The following is an 18,693-nucleotide window of genomic DNA, read 5'->3' as shown; positions in this document are numbered from 1 at the left end:
GGTGCGCTCAGCGGGACTCGATCGGAACGTAATCGCGCGCCGGCACGCCGGTGTATACCTGGCGGGGGCGGGCGATCTTGGTCTCGGGGTCCTCGATCATCTCCTTCCACTGGGCGATCCAGCCGGGCAGCCGTCCCATGGCGAACAGCGCGGTGAACATGTTCTTCGGGAAGCCGATGGCGCGGTAGATGAGGCCCGAGTAGAAGTCGACGTTGGGGTACAGGCGGCGCTCGATGAAGTACTCGTCGCTGAGCGCGGTCTCCTCCAGCCGCTTGGCGATCTCGAACAGCTCCCCGTCGGCGCCCAGGGCGGCCAGGACCTGGTCAGCGGTGGCCTTGATGAGGTTAGCCCGCGGGTCGAAGTTGCGGTACACCGGGTGGCCGAAGCCGGGCAGCTTGAAGCGGTCCTCGGGGTCCTTGGCCCTGGCCACCCATTTGGCGACGTTGCCGCCGTCGGCCGCAATCCGCTCCAGGGTCTTGATGACCGTCTCGTTGGCTCCGCCATGCAGCGGCCCCCACAGGGCGCTCATCCCGGCGCTGATGCAGGCGTACAGGTTCCCCTGGCCGCTGCCCACGTTGCGGACCGTCGCGGTGGACAGGTTCTGCTCGTGATCGGCGTGCATGACCAGCAGCTGCTCCAGGGCGGCGCTGACAACCGAGCTGACCTGGTATGGCTCGGCCGGGACCGCGAACATCATGTTCAGGAAGTTCGGGGCGTAGTCCAGGTCGTTGCGGGGATACACGTACGGCTGGCCGATGCTCTTCTTGAAGGCCCACGCGGCCAGGGTGGGGACCTTGGCGATCAGGCGCCGGATCGTGAGCTCCACCGCGGTGCGGTCGAACGGGTCGTGGCTGCCCTGGTAGAAGGTCGATAGCCCCACGGTGCCGGAGGCCAGGACCGCCATGGGATGGGCGTCGTACGGGAACGAGTCGAAGAAGCGGCGCATTTCCTCGTGGATGAGGGTGTGATGAACGATGTCGTCCAGCCAGGCCCCGTATTCCGCCTTGGTGGGTAGCTCCCCGTAGATCAGGAGATAGGCCGTCTCGAGGAAGCTGGACCGAGCCGCGATCTGCTCGATCGGATAACCCCGATAGCGGAGGATCCCGGCCTCGCCGTCGAGGAAGGTGATGGCGGAGGTCGAGACGGCGGTGTTCTTGTAGCCGGGATCGAAGGTGACAAGGCCGGTCTCTGACCGCAACTGACCGATGTCGACCGCGTCGTCGCCCTCGCGGCCCCGCACGATGGGCAGTTCAGCTGCCTGGTCGCCGACCCTGACCGATGCCTTGTCGGGGCGGGTCAGCGTCTCGCCGCTGGTCCGACCGTCGCCCTTGCCGTCCCCCAGGCCGTCGCCGCTCATGCGGCCAGCGCTCCCACCGCGTCCCGCTCCTCCACCAGCTCGTTGAGGGTGGTTGCGATCCGCTGCGCCGCCCACTCCTCGTGCTGGATGCCCTGCACGATCTCGACTTGGCCGGGTCCGGCGCCGCGCAGCGGGTAGCCGAACACGATCCCGGCCGGCACGCCGTAGCCGGTTTCACGGCCCGGAGACGGAACCGCGGCCGAGAAGATCTGCCCGGTCGGTGCGGCCACGTTGCGGACCGTCTCGATGACCGCATTGGCGGCCGAGGCCGCCGACGATGCGCCACGGGCCGCGATGATGGCCGCTCCCCGCTGCTGGACGGTGCTGATGAAGTCGCCCCGCAGCCAGACGTCGTCGCTGATAACTTCCGCGGCTGCACGCCCACCGATCGTGGCGTGGAACGCGTCGGGGAACTGCGTCGCAGAGTGGTTGCCCCAGATCACCAGGTCCCGCACCTCGGCCACGCTCGCACCGGCGCGGCGGGCCAGCAGGGCTCGACCCCGCGTCTCGTCCAACATGGTCATGGCGAACCACCGGTCGCGAGGGATGTCTGGAGCGGCCGTGGACGCGATCAGGCAGTTCGTATTGCACGGATTGCCCACCACCAGAACCCGGACGTCGTCCGCGGCATTGGCGGCCAGTGACCGACCCTGGGCGCCGAAGATGCCGGCATTTACGCCCAGCAGGTCCTTGCGCTCCATGCCCGGCCTACGAGGGACGGCGCCCACCAGCAGGGCCCAATTGGCGCCGCGGAACGCCTCATCGGGCCGGGCGGTGGTCACCACACCGGCCAGGAGCGGGAATGCGCAGTCCTCAAGCTCCATGGCCACTCCGTCCAGGGACGGGAGGGCCGCCTCCAGCTCCAGCAGGCGCAGCTCGACGCTGGTCTGGGGTCCGAACATCTGGCCCGATGCGATGCGGAACACAAGCGCGTAGCCGATCTGGCCGGCCGCGCCGGTGACCGCCACCGTCACACGCTGGTCGGGCATCGGATCTCCTTGCGAGGCCCGAGTGTATCCCCTCCGCCTGCCCCCGTTCGGATGGGTCAGCCCCGCGCGATGAAATCGCGGACCGCCAATGCGATCTCGTCCCGGATCCGGCGGAACTCCGCCAACCGAGCCGCCTGGTCGCCGCTTGCGGCCGACGGATCGTCGAACATCCATCGCTCGACACGTCTGGCCCCCGGAATCCAGGGGCATGCCTCGCAGGCCTCCTCGCAGACTGGGATCAGGGCCTCCCATGACTGCCCGATGTACCGCTCCACGGTCTTGCTCGCCTGGTGGCGGATGTCGATCCCGAGCTCGTCCATGACGGCAATTGCCTCGGGTCGAACCGCGGTGGCCTCCATGCCCGCCGAATGCGCGTCGAAGTGGCCTTCTCCCCAGGCGCGGAGCATGGCTTCCGCCATCTGGGAGCGTGCCGAGTTGTGCTGGCACAGGAACAGGATTCGGTGGGGCGCCATCAGTTTTTCAGAGCGTACCGCGGTTCAAAGTGCGTTGCTGGGGATAGGCTGTGGACAATTGTCAACGCTCTTTTCAAAGTCGGGGATAAGCCGATTGCCGTCCCACACGACCTGCCGCTAACGTTACCCCCGTCCCGAAGGGGCAGCCAACGGTGCCGTCGAGTCACATCAACGGCCTGAGGGCGGTCACTTCGGGACATTTCGTCGTCTACGGCGCGCTCCGCTCGCCAGGGCATCCAACTCCGCCTCACATGACTTCGTGACATCGTGCAGCGCGATAGCGCGATATCACGAATGGTTGTGATACGCGGTCAAGCTCCTGACGAGGGCGGGAAGGTCCCGAACTGGCGGTCGCCGGCGTCGCCCAGGCCCGGCATGATGTAGCCCCGCTCATTCAGCTGGCGGTCGACCGCCCCCACGTGGATCTCGACGTCGGGATGCGCCGTGTTCAACGTGGCAATCCCTTCCGGCGCGGCGATCAGCGAGACCTGCTTGATGCGCGCCGCACCCCAGGCCTTCAGGATGTCAACCGTCGCCGCGCTCGAGCCGCCGGTGGCCAGCATCGGATCCAGGATGAGACAGACCTGCACGGTGGCCGCATCAGGGAGCTTGTTGTAGTACTCGACCGGCTTGAGGGTCCGCTCGTCACGGTACAGGCCGATATGCCAGACCTCGGCCATGGGCATCAGCTCCAGCATGGCCTCCACCATCCCCAGACCCGCACGCAATACCGGGACCAGGCCGACTTTGGTTTCCAGTCGCGCACCGGTCATCGGCTCCAGCGGCGTCTCCAGCCGATACGACTCGGTGGTCAGGTCGGCCATGGCCTCGTAGCCCAGCAGCCACGACAGCTCGCGGACCAGCTCGCGGAACACCTTGGGTTCGGTGTTCCGCTCCCGCAGGAGCGACAGCTTGTGGGCAACCAGCGGGTGAGAAGAGGCGTGCACGGTGGCGGGGAGAGGCTCGGGCATCGGCGGCGATTCTAGCCCCGCCGGAATACGGCCGGGGTTGTGGCCGGCGGACTACCCGACAGCGCGTGAGGCTGATACGCTATTCATCCACACGAATCGCGTGCGTGCGCCTCGCGTGCCCGCCCGCCCGCAGCGAGAGGATGTGCACATGGTCTTTGGGAAACGTGACCCACGGGACGCGCCGCAGGAAGAGTTGATCGGATCCCTGTACTCAGACGCTCCGGGCGAGCCGTCGACGGGCTCGCCGGCCGACTCACGTCGGGATGCGAGCGAGGGCATCCTCGATTCCCATGCGCGCTTCAACGGCAAGTTCGTCAGCGACCGTGACCTGCGCATCGACGGCGAGGCGCAGGGCGAGATCGAGTGCCAGGGAACCCTGGTCCTCAGTCCCCAAGCCCGAGTGCGCGCCAGCATCAAGGCCCACAACGTCGTCGTAAATGGTGACTACGAGGGCAACGTGGACTCCGGTGGCCGCTTCGAGATCGGCTCGACCGGGCGGGTCAAGGGCGAGATCAAGACCCAGGTCCTGGTCATCAAGGAAGGCGCCTTCTTCGAGGGGTCGGTCATCATGACCCGCAAGACGCCGGCCGAGGGCGCTCCGGGTCCCGGCGCGGGGGCAAGCGCCGAGAGTGGATCCGCATCGGCCAAGTCGGGGAGCGGCGGGGCAGCCTCACCGGCCTCCGCCGGCTCCGCCAAGCTCGCCGAATCCGCTGATGCCGACGCCCTGTTCTCCAAGGAGATCCTTGGCGAACCGGCCCGAGCCGGCGCCGGCAATGCCCGGCAGCCCACCGGTCCCGGCGACGCCGACCGGTAGCCCCGCACTCACCGTCGAGGTCACTCGCGGAGATCGGGTCGAGTCCCGGCATCGCGGGTCCATCGCCGTCGTCAACGCCGACGGCGCGCGCGTCGCCCATCTGGGCGACCCGGAGGAGCCGACTTTCCTCCGCTCCTCAGCCAAGCCGTTCCAGTTGGCCCCGTTTGTCGCGTCCGGGCGCTTCGACGCCTACAACTTCCCCGATCCGGTCCAGACGCTGGCCGTGATGGCCGCCAGCCACGCCGGCGAGGACCGCCACGTGCGCCTCGTCCAGGGCGCGCTGCGGGCCGGCGGACTGAGCCGATCCGCCCTCCAATGCGGAACGCATACCCCGTTCGATGCGGAGACCGCCCAGCGCCTGGCCCGTGACGGTGAACCGCCGAACGAACTGCGCCACAACTGCTCCGGTAAGCACGCCGCCATGGCCCTGCATGCCAAGGCCGCCGGCTGGGACGTGGACACCTACTGGCAGCCCGACCACCCGATCCAGCAGCTGGCCCTGGAGACCGTGGCAGCGGTGTCCGGCGTCCCGGCCCGCCGGATCGCGACCGCGACCGACGGCTGCGGCGTGGTCAGCTTCGCGATACCCCTGCACGCCATCGCGCGCGCCTACGCGCGCCTGGCTGATCCGACCGGCCTGACCGATGCCACCTTGCGCGATGCGCTGACCCGCATCCGCGACGCAATGCTGGCCCATCCCGAGCTGGTGTCCGGGGAGCGCCGGCAATTCGACACCGATCTCATGCGGGCCGCGGCCGGGCGGCTGGTGGCCAAGGGCGGTGCCGAGGGGCTGCGCTGCGTGGGCCTGCTGCCGGGTGGGATGGGCGCCGATGCGCCCGCGGCCGGGGTGGCGGTGAAGATCGAGGACGGCGACGCGGCCCGCCGGGCAGGCGCCGCCGCCACCTGCGAGACGCTGCGCCAGATCGGCCTCCTGGGGGAAGTGGAGCTGTCCCAGCTGGCCGCCTATGCCGCCCCGCCGATCCGCGACCTGGCCCGTGGCGAGGTGGTCGGGGAGGTGAGGGCCGCGTTCACCCTGGCCCGCTGACGCCCCAGGGTGATGAGCGGACGTGACCTCACCGCGCTGGCCGTCGCGCTGCTCGTCGGCGCCGCGTGCACCGTGACCGCCGAGCCGACCCCGTCGTTAATGGGCGCGCGCTATGTCGCGCTTGGGGATTCGTACACCATCGGCACCGCAGTCTCCTCGACCGACAGCTGGCCCAGCCAGTTGGTGGCCCGCCTGGACGGCCGCCTCGAGCTGGCCGCCAACCTGGGGGTCAACGGGTACAGCACCGATGATCTGATCGCCGCCGAGCTGCCAGCCCTCGATGACCTCCATCCGGAGTTCGTCACCGTCCAGATCGGCGTCAACGACGTGGTGCGCGGCGTTCCACAAGCGACCTACGCAGCAAATGTCGACCTCATCCTGGATGCGCTGCTCGAGCGGCTGCCGCCCACGCGCATCGTGGCCGTGGCGACTCCGGACTACACGCTGACGCCCGCGGGCTCTTCGTTTGGCAACCCCGCCCAGCAGAGCGCAGAGATCGCCCGCTTCAACGACGTGCTCCGCGTGGCGGCCGAGGCGCGGGGCATCGTCTTCGTGCCGGACATATATGAGATCTCGCGCCGCGTCGCCTCGGATCCTTCGCTCGTGGCCGGCGACGGACTCCACCCCAGCGGGGCCCAGTACGCCCTGTGGGTCGATGCCATCCAGCCCGTCGTCCAGGAGTTGCTGGCCGGGTCGTGAGTTACAGGGCGGTCGCTGCGAACCGCGGCGCTGGCTCTTGCCTCGCGCCTACCTCCTGTCACAACCATTCGGGACATCGTGCAGCGCGATAGCGCGATAGCACGAATGCCCGTGATGCGACGCTCAACCGTGGTGGGCGCCTCCGACGCTGCACCATGGCAGTGCCTCCGTATGTCTATTGCGGCGGGCCGGGCGGTACCATCGCGGAGCCCATGAGCGTGCCCCGCCCACCAAACCCTGACGAGCGACCAATCCGGGTCCGGATGGCGCCCAGCCCCACCGGGCCGCTGCACATCGGCACGGCGCGGACCAGCCTTTACAACTACCTGTTCGCGCGCGCGACCGGCGGGACCTACGTGCTCCGCATCGAGGACACGGACCAGGCCCGCAGCACGCCCGAATTCGAGCACGACATCCTCGACAACCTCCACTGGCTGGGGATCACCTGGGACGAGGGTCCGCAGGCGGCAGGCGGCGAGGACATCGGTCCATTCGGACCCTACCGTCAGAGCCTGCGCATGGACCGATACGCCCGCGAGGCGGATCGGCTCCTGCAGAGCGGAGCCGCCTATCACTGCTGGTGCACCCCCGAAGAGCTGGACGCCGTCCGGCGCGAGCAGGAGGCCCACCGGGAAGCCCCCCGTTACAACGGGCGCTGCCTGCGCCTGACCGATGCCGATCGGGCCGCCTTCGTGGCCGAGGGTCGCCGCCCAGCCCTCCGCTTCCGGGTCCCGCCGGAGACCATCCGCTTCGACGACCTGATCCGGGGCGAGGTCGAGTTCGACAACGCCCTCCTGGGCGACTTCGTGATCGTGCGGGCGGATGGCGTGCCGCTCTACCACTTCGTAGTGGTCATTGACGATGAGGCGATGGAGATCAGCCACGTCATTCGGGGCGAGGACCACCTCTCGAACACCCCCAAGCACATCGCCCTCATCCGCGCCCTTGGCTATCGGGAGCCGGTCTTTGGGCACATCCCGCTCATCCTGAATCCGGATCGGTCCAAGATGAGCAAGCGGAAGTCGCAGACCGCGATCAGCGACTACCGGGCTGAGGGTTACGTGCCCGAGGCGATGGTCAACTTCCTGGCCTTCCTGGGCTGGTCGCCGGGGACCGAGGAGGAGATCTTCAGCCTGGACGAGCTGGCCGCGCGGTTCGAGATCGGGGCGGTCCACAAAGCGGGAGCGGTCTTCGATCGCGGCCGGCTCGACCACCTCAACGGGGTCTACATCCGCTCCCTGACCGATGCGGACCTGGCGTCGCGGCTGCGGCCGCCGCTGCCGGAGGCGATCTCGGACGCGACACTCGCCGGGCTGGTGCCCCTGCTGCGCGAGCGGATGGTGCGCCTGACCGATGCGGTCGAGCTGTCCGGGTTCCTGGCCGAATCCGACGACGTGGTGGCCTCTTGGTGGAGCGTGGACGCACTCCTGCCCAAGGGCCGGGACGCCGCCGAGGTGGCTAACGCGCTGGGGGTCGCGCGCGATGCGCTGGTGGCGTGCGGGGAGTGGTCGGCCGAGGTGCTGGAGGCGGCCGCACGTGGTGCTGCCGACGCGCTGGGCTGGAAGGCCGGCGACTTCTTCCGACCCCTCCGGCTGGCGGTAACGGGGAAGGCCGTCTCGCCGCCCCTCTTCGGCTCCATGGTCCTGTTGGGCCGCGAGCGAACCTTGGCCCGCCTGGATGCGGCGCTGGAGCGGCTGCGGGCCGGGGCTCTGGCGTGAGGGCCCGGCTCCGGTGACCGCGACCGTCGCCTGTCCGTCCTGCGGAGCAGCAAACCTGCCCGGTTCGCGGTTCTGCTCCTCGTGCGCTATGCCGTTCGAGGCTTCCGCTCCCCAGGCCGAGACCCGGAAGACGGTCACGATCCTGTACTGCGATGCCATCTCGTCCACGGCGCTCGGGGAGCGGATCGATCCCGAGTCCCTGCGGTCGCTCATGACCCGCTACTTCCACGTCATGCGCGAGGTGATCGAGTTCCATGGCGGGGTGGTCGAAAAGTTCATCGGCGACGCCGTCATGGCCGTGTTCGGGGTGCCGACGGTCCACGAGGATGACGCGCTGCGCGCCTGTCGGGCAGCGGTGGAGATCCGCGACCGGCTGGCGGGCCTCGACGCCGGCATCAACGCCGAGCGGGGCGCCACCGTGGAGTGGCGGATGGGGATCAACACCGGGGAGGTGGTGGCGGGAGACGGGAGCGCGGCGCAGCGGATCGTGACGGGGGATGCGGTGAATGTCGCGGCGCGCATGGAGGGTGCGGCCGCCCCCGGCGAGATCCTGATGGGCGCTGACACGTACGCCCTGGTTCGCTCGGCCGTCTCGGCCGAGGCCGTCGAGCCACTCATCCTGAAGGGCAAGGCCGAGCCGGTTCATGCCTGGCGCCTCTCCGACGTCGTCGACACCGTCGGCCGCCACACCCGCCCGCTCGAGGCGCCGCTGGTCGGTCGACAACGGCCCCTGCGCCTCCTGGACGAGGCGTTCCGTGAGGCGATCGACGAGCACATTTGCCACCTGTTCACGATCCTGGGGGTGGCCGGAGTCGGAAAGTCACGGCTTGTGGACGAGTTCATCGGCTCATTGGGTGAGCAGGCACAGGTGGCGACCGGCCGATGCATCGCGTATGGCCACGGGATCACGTACTGGCCCGTTGCAGAGGCCATCCGGAACGGGGCCGGCATTCGGGAGGAGGATGGAGCGGAGGTTGCCCGTGATCGGCTGAACCACCTCCTGGCCGAGGAACCCGAGGCCGAGCGAATCGTCGAGAGCGTGGCGGGCATCATCGGCCTGGAGGCTGCCAGCCCGGCGCCCGAGCAGATCTTCTGGGCCATTCGCAAGACCTTCGAGCGTCTTGCCCGTCAACGTCCGTTGGTGCTCGTGTTCGACGACTGCCAATGGGGCGAGCCGACGTTCCTGGACCTCGTGGAGCACATCGCCGACTGGACCCGAGACGCCCCAATCCTGCTCCTCGTGATGGCCAGGTCGGAGCTGATCGAGAAACGGCCGGCGTGGGGCGGCGGCAAACGCTGGTCGACCACCGTTCAGCTCGAGCCCCTGTCCGAAGGTGAGAGCGAGGAGCTGCTGACCAGCCTGCTCGGGCAGGCGCAGCTGCCGCCCGACGTGCGACGTCGGGTGAGCCGCGCTGCCGAGGGCAATCCCTTGTTCGTGGAGGAGCTGCTCGCCAAGCTCATCGACGACGGCTTCCTGACCAAGGCCGATGGCAGCTGGCTCGCCGCTCGTGACCTCGGTGAGCTGGCGATCCCGCCAACCATTCAGGCGCTGTTGTCGGCCCGCTTGGACGGCCTGGACAGCGAGGAGCGGACCGTCATCGAGCGCGCCTCGGTGGAGGGCAACACGTTCCATCGCGGCGCGGTCATCGAGCTGGCGCCTGAGCCGATCAAGCTGCGGGTGAGCGATCGGCTGACGTCCCTGCTTCGAATGGAGCTGGTCCGACCCGACCAGGCCTCATTCGCCGGAGAGGAGGCCTATCGGTTCCGCCATCTGCTCATCCGCGATGCGGCCTATCAGGCCCTCGCCAAGCAGACTCGCTCCGAGCTCCACGAACGGTTTGCGGACTGGCTCGAGCGCATCGCCGCCGAGCGGGTCGCCGAGTACGAGGAAATTGTGGCGTATCACCTTGAGCAGGCCTACCGATATCGGGCCGAGCTGGGGCCCCCCGATGCTCGAGCGCGCGAGCTGGCCGTCCGCGCCAGCGGCCTATTGGCGGCTGCCGGACGTCGCGCCGACCTCCGCGCGGATGCCGCCGCCGCCGCGGACCTGCTGGGCCGGGCCATCGACCTCATGCCGCATGACGCTCCCGAACGGGGCGTCATCATGGTGTTGCTGGCCCGCCGCCTGCCGGCCGTCGGCGAGGCTGCCCGGGCTGACCGTCTGCTGGTGGAAGCCGTGGCCGACGCGACACAGGCTGGCGATGACCGGGCGCGCGCGTGGGCCGAACTTGCGTTGGTCGAGTTGCGTAGCTCCACCGAGTCGAAGTCCGCGTCTGACGCGATGCGTGAGGCGGAACGCCTGCGAGACGTCCTCGCCTCCCTGGGCGATGTGGTCGGGGCCAGCCTGGCCGAGCTCGTCGCCACGTGGGCCCTGTTCACCATGGGTCGAGCGGGCGAAGCCTCCACGCGAGCGCGGGCGGCTCTCGACCGGCCGGGAAGTGTGGGCCCCTGGCAACGCGAGGCGCGGGTCCAGATTGGAGCGGCCGCGGTATTCGGGCCCACGCCGTGTGACGAGGCAATTCGGCTCATTGAAGACCTGGTCAGCAACGAGTACAGCCCCGGCGCAGACCTTGGGATCGGTCGGCTGTTGACCGTGCAGGGCGCTTTCGAGGATGCGCGCGAGCGGATCGCGAGAGCGGCGCGCGGCCTGGAGGAGCTGGGCGATCGTTTCCTGCTGACGGAGACGGACGCGGCCCTGGGCCACGTCGCCCTGCTCTCGGGAGACGCTGCGTCGGCGGTTCGCCACTACCGCGAGTCCTACGATCGGAAGATCGGCCTGGGTGATCGGGGGTATGCCTCAACCACCGCGGTCGGGCTGTCCACCGCGCTCCTGGCGGATGGTGACCTTGACGAGGCGTGGCGGTTTGCGACGGTCGCTCGCGAAACGTCGGCCAGTGACGACATCACGTCGCAGGCCGGCGGGCGCGGGGTGCAGGCGCGCGTCCTATCGGCCCGCGGGCAGCACCCGGAGGCGGAGGACGTGGCCCGCGAGGCGGCGGCCATGGTCGGCCCGACGGATTACTTGCTCGCGCACGGCGAGGTGCTCGTCCACTTGGCCCACGTGCTCCGAGAGGCCGGCAAGGAGGACGAGGCTTTGTCGGCGGTTCGCGAAGCACTGGCCCTGTATGAGCAGAAGGGCGCGACCTTCTACGTTGAACAGACGGGTCGCTTGATCGGCGATTGGACGACGGATGGCTGAACCGGGACGCGTCTGCGCCAACTGCGAGACCGAAAATCCGGCCGGCTCGCGATTCTGCAACGGATGCGGGGCCGCGCTCGAGGCCGCGTCACCTCCCGCGGCGGAAACCCGCAAGACAGTGACGGTTCTGTACTGCGATGCCATCTCGTCCACCGCCCTCGGGGAGCGGATCGATCCCGAATCGCTGCGGAACCTGATGACTCGCTATTTCGACGTCATGCGCGAGGTCATTGAGTTCCACGGCGGGGTCGTGGAGAAGTTCATCGGCGACGCGGTGATGGCCGTGTTCGGGGTGCCGGTGGTCCACGAAGACGACGCGCTGCGTGCCTGCCGCGCGGCTGTCGAGATCCGTGACCGGCTGGCCGCGCTCGACACCGAGATCCGCGCCGATCGGGGAGCCACAGTCGAATGGCGGATGGGCATCAATACGGGCGAGGTCGTGGCCGGGGACGCCAGTGGGGGTCAGCGGATCGTGACCGGGGATGCCGTGAACGTCGCGGCTCGCCTCGAGGGAGCGGCGGCGCCGGGCGAGATCCTGCTGGGCGCCGACACGCACGCGCTGGTTCGCAACTCAGTCACAGCCGATTCGGTCGAGCCGTTGACCCTCAAAGGCAAGACCGAGCCGGTTCCAGCCTGGCGGCTGGTTGGCGTGACCGATGAGGTGCGCCGCCACACTCGCCCACTCGAGGCGCCCCTGGTTGGGCGCCGCCGCCCGTTGCGCCTCCTGGATGACGCGTTCCACGAAGCAGTCGAGGAGCGGATCTGCCACCTCTTCACCATTCTCGGAGTCGCCGGGGTCGGCAAGTCGCGCCTCGTGGACGAATTCATCGGTTCCCTTGGCGACCAGGCCCAGGTTGCCACCGGTCGGTGCCTCGCCTACGGCCACGGCATCACCTACTGGCCGGTGGCCGAGGCAATCCGTCATGGAGCCGGAATCGCCGAAGGTGCCCCCTCAGAGACGGCAGTGACTCGGCTTCGCGAAGTGCTGGGAACCGAGCCGGAGGCCGAGCGGGTCGCGGCCATCGTGGGTGGCTTGCTCGGCATCGAGGACAGCCCACCTGCGCCGGACGAGATCTTCTGGGCCATCCGCAAGACTTTCGAGGGCCTGGCTCGCGGCCGACCCCTGGTCCTCATCTTCGACGACGTGCATTGGGGCGAGCCCACCTTCCTGGACTTGATCGAGCACATGGCCGATTGGACGCGCGATGCGCCGATCCTGCTGATTGTCATGGCCCGCGCCGAGCTGCTGGAGAAACGGCCGGCCTGGGGCGGCGGCAAGCGGTGGGTGACCACCATGTCGCTCGAGCCGCTTTCCGAGGTCGAGAGCGAGGAGCTGGTCACCAGCCTGCTGGGACGGGTCGAGCTACCGGCCGAGCTCCGAGCCCAGATCAGCCACGCCGCCGAGGGGAACCCTCTGTTCGTCGAGGAACTGCTCGGCAAGCTGATAGACGATGGTTTCCTGGTGACGGCCGGTGAAGGGTGGTCCGCACTGGCCGACCTGCGCCAGCTGGCCATCCCACCTACCATCCAGGCCCTGCTCGCGGCCCGCCTGGACGGGCTCAACAGCGAGGAGCGGACGGTCATCGAGCGCGCCTCAGTGGAAGGCAAGGTGTTCCATCGCGGGGCCGTTACCGAGCTGGCACCCGAACCGATGCGAGGGCAGGTACGCGATCGCCTGGCAAGCCTGATGCGCATGGAGCTGGTCCGACCCGACCAGGCCTCTTTCGCGGGCGAGGAGGCCTATCGGTTCCGCCATCTGCTGATCCGCGATGCTGCCTACCAGGCTCTCGCCAAGCAGACCCGATCCGAGCTGCATGAGCGGTTCGCGGCGTGGCTTGAGCGCGTGGCGGCCGACCGTTTGGCCGAGTACGAGGAGATCGTCGCATACCACCTCGAGCAGGCCTACCGCTACCGCGCCGAGCTGGGCCCGCCGGACGCCCACGCGCAGGACCTTGCGCTCCGGGCCGGAACGCTGCTGGCGGACGCCGGAGAACGGGCCGATGCCCGCGGTGACGCCCCAGCCACCGTCGACCTCCTGGGTCGTGCCGTCGAGCTGCTGCCGGACGACCTGCCACGACGACGACGGCTGCTCTTCCGACTCGGTGACCGGTGCTACGAAGCTGGCGATGGGCCGCGCGCCGAGCGGATCCTGACCGACGCCATCGTCGAGGCCGATCGCGCCGGTGACGAGGGGTCGAGCGCGCTGGCCGCCCTCGCGCTGATTGCGGTTCGTGCGTCGACCCGGTCCACCGAGCAAGCCGAATCACTCCGCGAAACGGAGCGGCTGGCCGCCATCCTGGCACGGGTCGGTGACGATGCGGGAGCGCGCCTGGCGCAGGCATGGGCCGCATTCCTGCTATTCGCCATGGGCCGGGCAGGCGAGGCGACGCGACTGGCGCAGGCCCTGGTCGAGCTGGGCGACGGGGATGAGCTATGGCAGCGTGAGGCCCGGATGGCATGGGGCATTTCCCTGGTCCATGGCCCGACGCTGGTTGAGGACGCCGTTGCCGGACTTCAGGCTCAGGTTGACCGCGGCCGGGGAGCGCCGTCAATGGAGGGCGCCAACCGCGGCATCGGCCGCCTGCGAGGCCTCCAAGGGCGGTTCGCCGAGGCCCGCGAGCTGTGTGCCCGGGCCCGCGCCGCTTTTGAGGAACTTGGCAACCGGGTTCAGCTTGCCTCGAATTTTGGCGCGGAAGGCAAGATTGAGCACCTGGCCGGCAACTTCGCCGAGGCCGCTCGTCTGATCCGGGAGTCGTACGAGGTCATGACCGCGATTGGGGATCGGTCATTCGCCTCGACGTTCGGCGCAGAGCTTGGTGAGGTCCTCCTCGATCTTGGTGACGACGACGAGGCGTGGCGGTTTGGCGCGATCGCCCGCGACACATCGTCGACCGACGACGTGACCTCGCAGGCCAGCGGCCGGGCGGTGCAGGCGAGGGTGCTCTCTCGCCGGGGCGACCACATCGCGGCTGAGGATTTGGCCCGGGAGGCGGCCGCGATCATGGCCACGACCGACTACCTCGTCCAACACGGCGACGTGGTAGTCCACCTGGCGCACGTTCTCCGGGAACGAGGAAAGACCGACGACGCCTTGGCCGCGGCTCGCGAGGCGCTGGCGCTCTACGAGCAGAAGGGCGCGACCTTCCTCATCGAGCGGACACAACGCCTGATCGACGAGTGGACCGTGTGATGGCTGAGCAAGGACGCGTATGCGTCAACTGCGGGACGGAGAACCCCGCCGAAGCTCGGTTCTGTTTCTCCTGCGGGGCAGCCCTCGAGATGGTGGCAGCCCCATCCGCTGAGACGCGCAAGACCGTGACCGTCCTGTTCTGCGACCTGGTCGGGTCGACAGCCATGGGCGAGCAGCTCGACCCCGAGACGCTGCGCAGCCTGCTGAGCCGCTCTTTCGACAAGGTCAGTGCCATCATCGAGAGCCATGGGGGCGTGGTCGAGAAATTCATCGGCGACGCAGCCATGGCCGTATTCGGCATCCCACGCGTCCACGAGGACGATGCCCTCCGAGCGGTTCGAGCGGCCGCCGAGATCCGCGAAGCCCTGGGCGAGATCGCGATCACCGGCGGGTCGGCTGCCGTTGCCTGGCGGACCGGGATTGCCACTGGCGAGGTGGTGGCCGGCGACGCGACGGCTGGCTCCCGACTGGTCACCGGCGATGCGGTGAACGTCGCGGCTCGCCTCCAGCAGACCGCTCAACCCGGCGAGATCCTGATCACGGCCGAGACGCATCAGCTCGTGCGAGATGCCGTCCAGGTCGAGCCCTTGGGCGAGGTGACGGTCAAGGGTCGCCAGGCGCCCATCGAGACGTTCCGCCTCCTGGTGGTGGACCGATCCGCCGCCGGCCACGAACGGCGTCTGGACTCGCCGATGGTGGGCCGCGAGCGGCCCCGCCGCCTTCTGGACGAGGCATTCGCGGAGGTGCGGGATGAGCGGGTAGTACACCTCTTCACGATTCTGGGCTCGGCGGGCGTGGGGAAGACGCGACTGGTCAACGAGTTCGTCACATCCCTCGGCGACCGCGCTCGGGTCGTGCATGGCCGTTGTCTGTCGTACGGCGAGGGGATCACCTACTGGCCGATCGCCGAGATCGTGCGCGCGTCGACCGGCATCGGTCAGGCCCCCGGAGGGGATCCGGCCACCGACCTGGCCCGCATCGCGGCCGTGTTGGGCGAGAACGACGACCGCGACCGGATTGCCGAGCGGGTTGGCGAGGCCATCGGTCTGACCCGGGGTGAGCCCGCGCCTGACGAGACCCCGTGGGCTATCCGCTCATTCCTCGAGGGTCTAGCCAGGGACCGGCCGTTAGTCGTCGTTCTCGAGGATCTCCAGTGGGGGCAGCCACTGCTGCTGGACCTGGTCGAGCACATCGCCGATTGGTCTCGCGAAGCACCCATCCTGCTCATCGTGCTGGCCCGCCAGGAGCTGCTCGAATTGCGCCCGGCGTGGGGTGGTGGCAAGCGCTCGGCGACGATCATCTCGCTTGAGCCGTTGAACGCGGACGAGACGGGGCGCCTCATCGACAACCTGCTCGGTGAGGCCGAGCTCCCGGCGACGGTCTTCGACCGGATCCGCTCGGCGGCCGAGGGGAATCCTCTGTTTGTCGAGGAGCTGCTCGAGATGCTGATTGACGACGGGGCGCTGGCCAGGACGAACGGCAATTGGACGGCCAGCCGGGACCTTGCCAACCTGGCGGTCCCCCCGACCATCCAGGCACTCCTCTCAGCCCGGCTCGATGGTCTGGCCGGGCCGGATCGTGCCGTCCTGGAGCGGGGTGCGGTGGAGGGGACCGTTTTCCACCGCGACGCGGTGGCCGCCTTGACTGCGGACGGCCTGCGGGAATCGATTGGACCGACACTCCTGACCCTGACTCGCCGGGAGTTTGTGGCCCCCGACCGGGCAGAGCTCGCCGGCCGCGAGGCGTTCCGGTTCCGCCACCAGCTCATTCGTGATGCCGCCTACCAGGCCATCGCCAAGCAGAGCCGAGCCGAGCTCCACGAGCGGTTCGCGGACTGGCTGGAGCCGGCGCTCGGAGATCGAATCGATGAGTACCGCCCAATCCTCGGCTATCACCTCGAGCAGGCCGTGCGCTACCGGCGCGAGCTGGATCTTGCGGACCCTGGCCTGCCTGACCTTGCGCGACGGGCTGCGCCACACCTTGGAGCAGCGGGAGCCGCTGCGCTGGAGCGCGGCGACAACATCGCGGCAGCCAACCTCCTCCAGCGTGCGGTCGCGCTCCTAGAGACCGATGAGACCTCAGCGATGGCCTGGCGATTGCTTGCCGGGGAGGCGCTGGCCTCGGTGGGTGTAGCGGAAGAGGCCAATGCCTTCCTGGTCGCGACACGCCTGAGCGCCGAGCGAATCGGCGACGAGCGGTCTGCCGCCATTGCCGAGACGCTGCGCCTGCACCCGCGCGTCTCGATGGGGATCGATCCACTTCTGGCGCTCCAGGAGGACGCCGCCCGGCTCCGCCAAACGCTTACGTCCCTCAGCGACCACGCGGGCGCGGCCCGTGCCGGCCTTGAACTCGCCAAGCTGCGCTTCTGGGGTGGGGAGGCGCAGAGTGCCTTGGGTCTGGCGCAGGAGCTGCTGCCCACTCCGATAGGACTCGGACGGCTTGGCGACGAGATCCGACGTTGGATCGCAGCGTTCGCATATTGGGGTCCCACCCCCGTCCCAGAAGGGATCGACCTGGTGCAGCGGCTTCGCGCTGATATGAGCGATCCGCGGAGTCTGGGAGCGATCCGAATTGCGCGCCAGTACGGCGCGATGCTGTCGCAGCAGGGTCAGTTCGACGAAGCTCGGAAGGCGTTCGACGAGGAATGGGCGATTCTCGAGCAACTCGGAGCCCGCGTGTATCTCGCCTCGCTCCAAGGTCATCACATGGGCCCCGCCGAGCTGCTGGCGGGGAATACCGCGCGAGCTGCCGAGCTGGAACTCGCCGGCTACGAAACCATGACGGCCTTTGGGTATCGGGGTTTCGCCAATACCGTGGCCGCCCACCTCTCGCGCTCAATGCTCGAACTCGGCCGCGATGAGGAAGCGGAGCACTGGGCAACGCTGGCCCGGGAGATGGGGCTGGAGGACGACCCCGCTGCCCTGGGACCGGCGCTCGGCGTGGCGGCGCGCGCCCTCGCCCGACGCGGCGAGTACGAGGCCGCGGAGCAGCTGGGTCGGGAAGCCGTGGCGGCAGTTGCGGGTTCTGACTTCCTGGAAATGATCGGCGACGCCCACGGCGATTTTGCGGACGTGCTTCATCTTGCAGGGCGGGATACCGAAGCCGCGGCGGAGCTGGAGGTGGCGCTGGATCTCTATCAGCGGAAGGGCAACCTCGTCATGGCCGAGCGGACGCAGACCCAGTTGCGTAAGGTGACCAGTCCAGCGCCTGAAGCCTAGGGGACGAGCACCAGTCTTCCGGGGACCTGGCCGGCGGCCAGTCGGTCGTGGGCGGCGGCGGCTTCGCGGAGCGGCATGCGATCCACGGACCAGCGGAGGCGGCCGCGGCGGGCCAGCTGGACCACGTCGCGCAGGTCGTCAGGTGACCCCCAGGACGTGGTGGTGAGCGACGCCTCCACGGGGAGCGCCGCGAACGAGAACGTCATCTGCCCGCCCGCCTCGCCGACCAGCGACACGAGCCCGCCGGGAGCCACGAACCGCGCGGCCAGGGCCAGCGTCTCATCGGATCCCACGAAGTCGAACACCACGTCCGCCGGCCCGCCCATCCCCGCGAAGACAAGCTCCTCGTCGCCGGCGAGGAACCCCACGTCCGCGCCCAGCCGCGACGCGATCTGGATCTTGTCGGGGTCGATCTCCCGCACGCCCACCACCACCTCCGGCAGCCGTCGCAGGAACTGGAGCGCGAACTGGCCCAGCCCGCCCAGACCGATGAGCAATGCCCGAGACCCATCGGCCAGCCATGGAACGGCGCGGCGGACCGCGCGGAACGAGGTCACCCCGGCGTCAGCCAGGGGAGCGGCCTCCACCGGATCCAGCTGGCCCAACGGGATGAGGTGGCGGGGATGGGGGACCAAGAGGTACTCGGCGTATCCGCCGTCCACCTGGAACCCCGGGGAGCGGCCGCTCGCGCAGCGCTGCTCCTCTCCCCGGCGGCACTCCCGGCACTCCCCGCAACCCCAGCCGCCGAATACCGCCACCGCATCGCCTTCGCGCACCTTCACCCGGCGCAGGAGCGGTGCTGCCCCATGCCCGACCGCCGCCAACGAGCCGGCTACTTCGTGGCCCAGCGTGATCGGCCGTTCGACCTTGATGAGATCGGTCCGGGCGATGTGGAGGTCGGTGTGGCACACCCCTGCGCCGGCCACTCGAACCAGCACCTCGGTGCCGTGAGGGACGGGGACGGGCAGCTCCTCGAGTCGCAGTGGCTCGCCGGCGGCGTATGTCCGGACGGCCAGCATC

Annotated in this window: 12 protein-coding genes; 7 read left to right on the top strand and 5 right to left on the bottom strand. The window is 69.1% G+C overall.

Annotated features, from left to right (window positions below):
- Window positions 1-7: 7 nt before the first annotated feature.
- The 4 genes from AABM41_01780 to upp form a co-directional block, all read right to left on the bottom strand.
- Entirely contained in the window at window positions 8-1,357 is a 1,350-nt protein-coding gene (locus AABM41_01780; protein MEK6191038.1) for a citrate synthase, read from the bottom strand.
- A complete protein-coding gene (locus tag AABM41_01775) occupies window positions 1,354-2,346 on the bottom strand; it encodes a malate dehydrogenase (GenBank protein ID MEK6191037.1) in 993 nt (330 codons plus the stop codon). The genes AABM41_01780 and AABM41_01775 overlap by 4 nt, the downstream gene beginning before the upstream one ends.
- A gap of 56 nt (window positions 2,347-2,402) precedes the next feature.
- Entirely contained in the window at window positions 2,403-2,819 is a 417-nt protein-coding gene (locus AABM41_01770; protein ID MEK6191036.1) for an arsenate reductase ArsC, read from the bottom strand.
- A gap of 311 nt (window positions 2,820-3,130) precedes the next feature.
- Window positions 3,131-3,790, bottom strand: a complete 660-nt coding sequence (upp, locus tag AABM41_01765; protein MEK6191035.1) for a uracil phosphoribosyltransferase — start codon at window positions 3,788-3,790, stop codon at window positions 3,131-3,133.
- Window positions 3,791-3,938: 148 nt separating this feature from the next.
- Here upp and AABM41_01760 point away from each other — a divergent pair, with 148 nt between their 5' ends.
- The 7 genes from AABM41_01760 to AABM41_01730 all read left to right on the top strand — a co-directional run bounded on the left by AABM41_01760 (window position 3,939) and on the right by AABM41_01730 (window position 17,673).
- Entirely contained in the window at window positions 3,939-4,604 is a 666-nt protein-coding gene (locus AABM41_01760; GenBank protein ID MEK6191034.1) for a polymer-forming cytoskeletal protein, read from the top strand.
- Window positions 4,564-5,649, top strand: coding sequence for an asparaginase (locus tag AABM41_01755; GenBank protein ID MEK6191033.1), 1,086 nt, complete (start codon window positions 4,564-4,566; stop codon window positions 5,647-5,649). Before AABM41_01760 ends, AABM41_01755 begins: the two co-directional genes overlap by 41 nt.
- Window positions 5,650-5,661: 12 nt before the next feature.
- A complete protein-coding gene (locus AABM41_01750) occupies window positions 5,662-6,348 on the top strand; it encodes an SGNH/GDSL hydrolase family protein (GenBank protein ID MEK6191032.1) in 687 nt (228 codons plus the stop codon).
- Between the two features lie 212 nt (window positions 6,349-6,560).
- Complete coding sequence (gene gltX, locus AABM41_01745) at window positions 6,561-8,066, top strand: glutamate--tRNA ligase (GenBank protein MEK6191031.1); 1,506 nt, start codon at window positions 6,561-6,563, stop codon at window positions 8,064-8,066.
- Between the two features lie 88 nt (window positions 8,067-8,154).
- Window positions 8,155-11,265: an adenylate/guanylate cyclase domain-containing protein gene (locus AABM41_01740; protein MEK6191030.1), complete on the top strand. Its 3,111-nt coding sequence runs from the start codon at window positions 8,155-8,157 to the stop codon at window positions 11,263-11,265.
- Window positions 11,258-14,455 (top strand): adenylate/guanylate cyclase domain-containing protein, encoded by a 3,198-nt coding sequence (locus tag AABM41_01735; GenBank protein MEK6191029.1) that lies wholly within the window; start codon window positions 11,258-11,260, stop codon window positions 14,453-14,455. The genes AABM41_01740 and AABM41_01735 overlap by 8 nt, the downstream gene beginning before the upstream one ends.
- The gene (locus tag AABM41_01730) at window positions 14,455-17,673 is read left to right on the top strand and encodes an adenylate/guanylate cyclase domain-containing protein (GenBank protein ID MEK6191028.1); all 3,219 of its coding nucleotides are present in this window, start codon (window positions 14,455-14,457) and stop codon (window positions 17,671-17,673) included. The genes AABM41_01735 and AABM41_01730 overlap by 1 nt, the downstream gene beginning before the upstream one ends.
- On the opposite strand, the gene AABM41_01725 is transcribed toward AABM41_01730, so the two are convergent.
- Complete coding sequence (locus AABM41_01725; protein ID MEK6191027.1) at window positions 17,670-18,692, bottom strand: alcohol dehydrogenase catalytic domain-containing protein; 1,023 nt, start codon at window positions 18,690-18,692, stop codon at window positions 17,670-17,672. The genes AABM41_01730 and AABM41_01725 overlap by 4 nt on opposite strands.
- Window position 18,693: the final 1 nt, after the last annotated feature.

It is taken from the genome of Chloroflexota bacterium (genome assembly GCA_038040195.1).
Taxonomy (GTDB): domain Bacteria; phylum Chloroflexota; class Limnocylindria; order QHBO01; family QHBO01; genus DASTEQ01.
Note: the sequence above shows the minus strand (reverse complement) of the source record. Positions and strands in the feature narration are given on the sequence as shown.